Below are 7,805 nucleotides of genomic sequence, written 5' to 3' on the forward strand. Positions count from 1 at the left end.
GTTTGTTGGAGTTCCGATTGGGAGCTTTCCAGTAAACCCTTAGTTTGTTGGAGTTCCGATTGGGAGCTTTCCAGTAAACCCTTAGTTTGTTGGAGTTCCGATTGGGAGCTTTCCAGTAGATTGGAATTTTCTAAAAACAAAGCTTTTAGAAAATTATACTGGTTTTCTACGGAAGCAGGAAAAGCACGGACGATAAACTGGAGAGTATCCGTCTCTCTGGCATTTTGAATCTCTTCAACTAATTTATTATCAAGATAATTAAGTTCAAGAGATGGGATTAGAGGAGAATTTTCTAGAATAGGAAGATGGGTACGGTCAACAATTTCGGATAAATATCCGCTTTTTTCAAATAATTCTTCAACGGTTTTTCGAGTAAAAAATCTTAAATGAGTATTATCCAAAATACCAAGTTCTTGGTAGTCAAACTTGCCTTGAAGTAAAGATAAACGAATCGCACCGTGAGCGATATTGGGAATCGAGGCGACAACATACCCTTGTGGAAGTAATAATTCTTTGGTCTCCTGCAAAATTCGCCAAGGATCTCGAAGGTGTTCTAACACATCACCGAACACGGCTACATCGAAAGTTTGTTTAGGAAGAATGTCGAGTAAACGAGTAATATCTAAATCGCACACAATCACTCGCTCACAGTATTCCTCCGCAATGCTTGCGGCCTGTTCATTAATTTCAACTCCTGTCACCACGCACCCTTTTTGCTTAAGTAAGTAAGCCAAATAACCTGTGGCGCATCCAAAATCAATGACTCTCGTGTTCTCGCTAATTAAGCTTAATAGTTTTGCTAAACTACTATTATCATCAAGATTTTCCGTTATTTTTTCCAGAGGAGGATAGTTTTTCTGCCAACTACTATCAATCATAATCATACTCGCAGTTTTCTAAATATACTCCAGATGCTCTATTTCCAAGTCAGCTTATGTTCTTGAGACAATTGAATCGCTTCTTTGGTGGTGGGATCGTAAGACCAAGCCTTGAGTATCACGCTATTATTAGGTAAAGATATGGGATCGATAGCCGCAATCCAGCCAGATTTTGCTAAAGCGTTTTTCTTAAACCCTTTAACAATATCAGGCCTATCTATCGTGACAGGGGCAATAGCAATAGAAGTGTTATCATCTCCCATCGTTATAATTACTAGGTCGGCTGGTTGAGTAAAGTCAGCATTTACAGCCCAACCAGAAACTCTGAAAGGCTTAGTCTTCGGGAGTTCTCGCTCAAGTTCCGGGGAATCGTTAACTGCCTCGAAGAAACCATTGCTTGAATTTTTCTGAGGCTGTTTAAAAATGATTTCGGTGTAATTTTGAACACCAGGAATAGAAACGTTGGATGTAGTAGTTTGGGTGTTCGGAGAAGTAGGTGCTTCAGAAGAGGGGGAAGCCGTGGGGGAAGTATTAACTTTGCTTCCTTCTGGAGAGGGGTTACAGGCGACTAAGGAAGCCAGAAATATAGGAAAAGTTAAAGTTACAGTTGAGTAAATAAACCGCTTATAAAAAACGCCAATAATCTGTAGGTTGATTTTAATTTTTGACATAGTTGCTCAGATTATCTTTTTATTCTCCTAATGACCACTCGCTCGATCCTACAGGATTGACTGGCGAAAGTCAAGCGGGTTCTCGAAATTAAATTATGTCTAATACCTAAAGCGTACCTCGATAAATTAGACTTATTGAGAAAATCTTCGCACTAATTGAGAATAAATAGGACTTGCTGAATAATGGTAAAACCCTTTGAAAATAAGGCTTTTGACCTGTTAAAATCTGATGTTAGTGCAAGAAAATAGGATTGGGACATTCAAAAACCTTGCATTATTTTCCTCATAGTACATAAACTGGTACAAAAAGAAGAGGGCAACAAAGCCTGAAACGACCGGCTACTGACTCCTGACTCCTGACTCCTGACTCCTAACCCCACCAACAAACTTTTTCAGCAAACCCTAAATAAAGGCTTCATGAGGTTTTCAGGCGGTGCAATGCTGGAGTAAATCTGTTTTTCGAGGTCTCCTTATCAATAGCTTATCCCAAAAGTTCCCCTTTCTCGTTTTTCTACTTAAAGGAAGTGTTGATATCCCCACTAGCAATTTCGGGATAGTAGGACATATTCTGGACAAATTCTTAAATTATTCTGATTGCTGGACAAAATCACCCAATTGGGTGATCCCCGTGAGGGAAGCATCTCTTTTTAATAGAGGGTAAGTTATTCAATAATTCGATTATCACTACCAATGATCCTTAATCATGGAAGCTCATCAACAAAAACAACTCCGCACTTTCCTCTTGGAAAAGTTAGCAATTTCCCCTCGTTCCCTCGATATGGCTGTGCGTCTCTGTGAAGCATCGGTGGGTTCTTTACCGATGGTTTTATGGCAGTACGGTTTAATCGATTTGTCGCAATTGAATCAAGTTTTTGACTGGATGGAAACTGTATAATTAATAATTATTTTCCAAGAATAGGTTCATTAATTATCATTTTTATTAAGAGAGCAGCAAGTTACTGCAATTTATTCAGTTTTATTTAATTTTATACCCCTTGCTTGCCTTTTTGCTTGTCATGATAGTAAGGTAAGCTGTTCGTAATTTAAATTGCTTGTTGAGACGAGGCAAGAGGCAACAGTAAACGGATTGGGGGAGGTTCGGCTAATTTAAGAATAAGCGGTTTAAATGCGTCTTAGCTTAGAAACAAACTTAATCGGGCATAGGTTCTTGAGTTAGGCATCGACTATATGGAACTCTTTGAGGGCAGGATAGAAGTTGAGATTTTCGTGACTGGGACGACTGAGTTTAATCAGGGCAAAACGTTGGAATGGATGCAATTTTTTCCATTGTTCTAAGCTAATTTCGATCTGGAATTCCCCAGCTTTTTCTAGGACTGTATCGGGAATATGGCTATCATCTAGCCAAGCGGGATGGGGAGCTATTGCTAGTTCTTCCGGGGGATTACCGGTTTTTTCCGTGATTAATTTTTGCAGAAAATCTCGATAGATTTTGGCTTCTGCTGCCGTCGTACAAGCCATATTAACTAATACCATTCTTTCTGGTTGAGTTAACTGCATCCAATGGGATAATTTTAATTTAACTCCACAGGTATCTAGTTTCATTCTCACGGCCATCGGTATACAACGTAAGGAGTCAACAAATTCGGATTCAAAGTCAAAAAAGGTGGTCATATCATTTTATTGGTTTGCTGAGTATAAATCTATGATACAGTGCCGCGGGATAATTGCTGGGCAAATGGTATTTTTATTGAATAAAATTGGCTCGATATTGATGACTAGAAACGAGAATGTTCTCTAGTTCCTGCCATTTTTCTCCTGCAATATGGTCAATAATTTGATCAAGATTTTGCCGATAATTTGTCAAGGATATCAATAAAGCTTGACGATTGTATTTAGCCATCATTAAACCTAATTCGGGATTGCCAGCACCGACGCGACTGGTATCGCGAAAACCAGAACTGGCTAAATTTTCCGCTAATTGGCGAATATTCGGGTCTTGTTCTTCTGCACAAGCTTGGATTAAACTGGTACTAATCATTACTGGCAGATGGGAAATCCAAGCCACGGCTCGATCGTGTTCTTCGGGGGAGGAATAATAAATTTGACAGCCTAATTTTTGTACTATTTCGGTTAAGATTTTCACGGCACATTTAGGAGTAGATTCAAGGGGAGTAATCACATAAGGGGTATTGACAAATAAACCCGATTGTGCCGCATTAATTCCCTGTTCGGTTTTCCCAGCCATAGGATGACTACCGACAAAATTTGGACATAATTGACTACAATTGGCTACAATTGCCTCTTTAACCGATCCCACATCGGTGACAATTGCCTGTTTTTTTAAATAGTGAGTTAAGTTTTCCAAAGTTGGCACAATTAAATGTATGGGAGTACAAATAAAGATTAAATCGGCAGTAGCCAATAATTCTAAACTGGTGCTAGATTCATCTACCACTCCTTTTTTTACAGCGATATCACAGGTGGATTGTTGACGGGAAACTCCCAAAACCTTATAACCTTGTGAGCGGAAATCTAACCCCAAGGAACCACCAATTAAACCCAGTCCAATAATGCCAATATTCATTAGTTTTACTCAAAGATAATTTCGTCTTCTACTCGCCAAGCAGGATCGACAATGCACAAGAAAACTAAGGTTTCCTCCCCACAATTATGAATATATTGTTTAGCGAGAGGAGGTATATAAATAGCAGCACCGACAGTCACTAATTGTACTTCCTCATCGATGTGCATTTCCCCTTGTCCTTGCAGAATATAATAAACTTCCGCAGTTTTTAAAGCGTGGGGAGTAGAAGTTTCCCCCACATCTACCCATGCGTGGGCTAAACTATAACGTAGATTTAACGGCTGTTTATCGGGATGCAATAACTCGCGCAATCGGGTATGATCACCAGCGATGAATTCCTCACATTCGATCAGTTTTCTGATTAACATAGTAAAATTAAACCTCAAAGATTGTTTTTATTTTATCATTGAGTGAAAAGCTAAAGACTAATAGCCGTTATCATAGAAATATTCAGCATCGCCAGAATTAACGAATGACTTGGTTAGAACATAGTGTACAGGTAGAAGTGGACGCGCCGATCGATCTGGTTTGGGAACTCTGGTCAGATTTAGAACAAATGCCCCACTGGATGAAATGGATCGAATCGGTGAAAATTCTCGAGGAGGAGCCAGAACTTTCCCGTTGGAAGTTAGCCAGTGGTGGTCTAGAATTTACTTGGTTGTCACGGATAATGAAAATTGTCCCCCATCAGATGATTCAATGGGAATCCGTGGACGGGTTGCCTAACCGCGGGGCGATTCGTTTTTATGACCGTCATGGTAAGAGTATTGTGCGACTCACAGCATCCTATGCTATACCTGGTTGGTTGGGAAAATTGATGGATAATCTTTTCCTCGGTCGAGTGGTGGAATCGACCCTGCAAGCTGATCTAGAGCGTTTTCGCCTTTATGCGCTTAATATTGTCAATAATACGCCGCCAAGGTGAGGTAATCATCGGCAGTTAGGGAATTTATTTTTTGTCCGATGGCTCTAGTCAGTCACCGACTAGGTACAAGAACTTTAGTCCATTTTAATCGGCTGCATCTCATATTTATGGCTCTCTCATATTTGTAGTGATCAGCAGAAGTTATTAAAAGAGGGCGAATGCAATGCGCCCCTACCATAATATTATGGTAGGGGCGCATCGTGGTCAGTGAGTTTATTGAGATGCACCCTTTTTAACGGACTTTTCGTCTTGGCTATGAAATTGCTGACGACCGACTCCTAAAAACGAAAACTTGCTAAGAATATCCCGATCCAATTCCGCTATCATGGTTGAGGTATTTCTACTCGATTTTATAGAGATAGGCTTCTGGGGTTTCCAGAAGGGGAGTCATCGGGCGATCGAGGGGAGGGGTTTTGACGAGGGTAAAAATTGGAAATAAATCGTTCATTTGGATAGCCATTTTAAATTTCGGCTGTATATAATAACTACCCGATGGGCAGGCATTGGTGATCTTTAGCTCTCTTTTGGTCATAAAGGTATCGATATAATCGTACTGACCGCGCTCTTTTCTTTTGCGTTTCTTGGCTGGATCACAAAGGGTTGAACCGACCGGAATTTGATTGATAATTGCCACTGTATCGGCCACGGATAGGAGTCTTTCGGAACCGTATTTACTAGCAAGATAACGTTGATTGAAATAGAGATTAGTTGCGATAGAATAGCCGATGATAATTGCTAGAACTAGAGCGAGTATCCTGTGGAAAGTCTTAGTCAAGTTTAGATAGGCCAGACTAGCGATCGCCAGAAGTATAGGAGCAAACCAGAGTAAGATTTTACGATGGGAATAAAAATGCTGATCAGGATAATTAGAGGAAGCGTAGATAAAAATTATCCAAGTAATCGCAAAAAAGCCGATCAGTGTTTTATTACCTCGATATTTTTTGATGACTATGTATAGAGAAATGCCGAAAAAAATAGCCGAAACTACGACATTGAAAACCGATATATTTTCATTCAAAAAAAACACTTGATTACCTAGATAAACCGTTTCCCAAATCGCTTTAAATAGACGAGTGAACAGATTGCTCGATGGTTCAGCGCTTGCCCCCTTCTCCGTGAGCGCTCTCAGCAGTCCTTTCGTATTTGCAAATCTCCCAACTATCTCACTGTGCCAATACATCACCAAGGTGAGATTTGCAGAGAGAATCGATAGAAAAGGCAAAAGACATTTAATATTATTCTTGCGATTTCGATAAACAAACCATAGACAGGCAATAACAGAAGTCGCTGGGATAATTAACATCGTGGTGGTGTGTAAACTCACCAATATAGCGACAGTAATCCCGAAGAATATCCAAGCTATAGCCTGATAGAGCAGCGGCTTACTCGTTTCCATCTGAAACCGATAGAGTAAAGCAAAAACGAGCAGGAAAAAGGGTATTGGGCTAGGGTTCCAGGAAAAATTATTAATAAAATAATCGGCATAAATCGTGCTATAGCGGTGTGCAGTCGTATGAGGTACAGTTTCACGAGCTATAAACCATGCTAGGCAAAGCTTGGTTTGTATCTCACTCAAGCGCTTACCGCTATATACCAAAATCCTGCCAAACTGGACAGGAGAAGACGTTTATCTTTTTCTACATTTTCCAAAAGTTGATAAACAAAGTAGATTAAGAGGGGAATCGATAGAAAAGAAAATAGGCCATTGGTAAGGACTTGAAATTCGGGAGCGGTACCGAAAATTATCAGAGGAAACCCTAAATAAATATAGAGGGGGGGAATTGCGAATCCATATCTTCTCCCCCCCTGCGAGTCCCAATTGAGGAAAGTTTCCCTTCCACATATCCATCCAAAGATAACCAAAGGTAATCTGATCGGGATCGGGTCCGATATCGAAGGTAACGTATTCAAAAATACTGACAATCCTGGTGAAAAAGGCAAAGGCAATCGCTAGGATTCCTAAAATCAGTGCCGTTCCTCGGACTTTATTGATTGATTTCCCCATGGGTGTCGGTATTTTTATCCTAAAATTTTCTGGTAGCTTCGTGACTGTGTCCCCGAATGTTTATCTTCGCAGCGTAGCGCGAATTTCTAGCCCTACCTGGTAGCAATTATAGCGTTAAAGATGAAGTATAACCTGATTTGGCATCACCGGCCGACGACCGACTCCCCAAAAGGAAAACCTCGTACCTCACCATTAAGATAACTGCCAGAAGATTTAAGAGCCTGTTTAGCAATAAACTAGGTACACTCGCTCAACAAAAATTTCTTTAGACAGATCTTGAACAAGATCGGGAATCCCGTGTTAAACTGCCTCGATAAGATGATGTCACTCTAAAAGTATTTCACTATATAATCCAATGGTAATACAATCGGTTAGTTTAACAGTTAAGAACTATAAGTCTAACATTCCCGTGGCCATCTTGTGTGGTGGCAAAGGAACCCGACTGCGGGAAGAAACCGAATTTCGACCTAAGCCGATGATTGCCATCGGAAATCGACCGATTATTTGGCATATCATGAAAACTTATGCCCACTATGGCTTAACTGACTTTATGCTCTGTCTAGGTTATAAAGGGGAAATAATCCGGGACTATTTCTTTAGCTATGATTGGAATCACAGTGATGTCCTCTTAGAGTTAGGCAATAGACCTCTTGCATAATTTTTTTATGGTATGATATAAGGTTTTGCTTTTTTCTCAATTCTTAGATTGAAGTGGAAAAAAGAATAAAATGTGATCTTAGGTCAGGAAATCATCTATAATTTTGCTATGTTTATTAGCAAA

The 7,805-nt window shown here is 40.0% G+C and carries 9 protein-coding genes; 3 read left to right on the plus strand and 6 right to left on the minus strand.

Annotation, left to right across the window (positions count from 1 at the left end; all coding sequences use genetic code 11):
- Nucleotides 1-878 (minus strand): class I SAM-dependent methyltransferase (locus IM485_RS15660; protein ID WP_287744229.1); only part of this gene is annotated, 878 nt, incomplete at its 3' end.
- A gap of 38 nt (nucleotides 879-916) precedes the next feature.
- Nucleotides 917-1,549 (minus strand): hypothetical protein, encoded by a 633-nt coding sequence (locus IM485_RS15665; RefSeq protein WP_104397110.1) that lies wholly within the window; start codon nucleotides 1,547-1,549, stop codon nucleotides 917-919.
- Nucleotides 1,550-2,252: 703 nt separating this feature from the next.
- On the opposite strand from IM485_RS15665, the gene IM485_RS15670 reads away from it, so the two are divergent.
- Nucleotides 2,253-2,444, plus strand: a complete 192-nt coding sequence (locus IM485_RS15670; protein ID WP_002738067.1) for a DUF2949 domain-containing protein — start codon at nucleotides 2,253-2,255, stop codon at nucleotides 2,442-2,444.
- A 278-nt stretch (nucleotides 2,445-2,722) separates the two neighbouring features.
- On the opposite strand, the gene IM485_RS15675 is transcribed toward IM485_RS15670, so the two are convergent.
- The 3 genes from IM485_RS15675 to IM485_RS15685 form a co-directional block, all read right to left on the minus strand.
- Nucleotides 2,723-3,181, minus strand: a complete 459-nt coding sequence (locus IM485_RS15675; RefSeq protein WP_104397111.1) for a nitrate reductase associated protein — start codon at nucleotides 3,179-3,181, stop codon at nucleotides 2,723-2,725.
- A 73-nt stretch (nucleotides 3,182-3,254) separates the two neighbouring features.
- A complete protein-coding gene (locus IM485_RS15680) occupies nucleotides 3,255-4,094 on the minus strand; it encodes a prephenate/arogenate dehydrogenase (protein ID WP_104397112.1) in 840 nt (279 codons plus the stop codon).
- A 5-nt stretch (nucleotides 4,095-4,099) separates the two neighbouring features.
- Nucleotides 4,100-4,462, minus strand: coding sequence for a cupin domain-containing protein (locus tag IM485_RS15685; protein WP_104397113.1), 363 nt, complete (start codon nucleotides 4,460-4,462; stop codon nucleotides 4,100-4,102).
- Nucleotides 4,463-4,566: 104 nt separating this feature from the next.
- On the opposite strand from IM485_RS15685, the gene IM485_RS15690 reads away from it, so the two are divergent.
- Nucleotides 4,567-5,019: an SRPBCC family protein gene (locus tag IM485_RS15690; RefSeq protein WP_104397114.1), complete on the plus strand. Its 453-nt coding sequence runs from the start codon at nucleotides 4,567-4,569 to the stop codon at nucleotides 5,017-5,019.
- 340 nt (nucleotides 5,020-5,359) lie between these two features.
- Here IM485_RS15690 and IM485_RS15695 read toward each other — a convergent pair whose 3' ends face one another.
- Nucleotides 5,360-6,595 carry a hypothetical protein gene (locus IM485_RS15695; RefSeq protein WP_287744233.1) on the minus strand — a complete coding sequence of 412 codons (1,236 nt, stop codon included), beginning with the start codon at nucleotides 6,593-6,595 and terminating at the stop codon, nucleotides 5,360-5,362.
- Nucleotides 6,596-7,379: 784 nt separating this feature from the next.
- Between IM485_RS15695 and IM485_RS15700 the strand changes: the two genes are divergently transcribed.
- Entirely contained in the window at nucleotides 7,380-7,682 is a 303-nt protein-coding gene (locus IM485_RS15700; protein WP_287744235.1) for a sugar phosphate nucleotidyltransferase, read from the plus strand.
- Nucleotides 7,683-7,805: the final 123 nt, after the last annotated feature.

Source organism: Microcystis sp. M169S2 (assembly GCF_020245865.1).
In the GTDB taxonomy this organism is placed as follows: domain Bacteria; phylum Cyanobacteriota; class Cyanobacteriia; order Cyanobacteriales; family Microcystaceae; genus Microcystis; species Microcystis ichthyoblabe_A.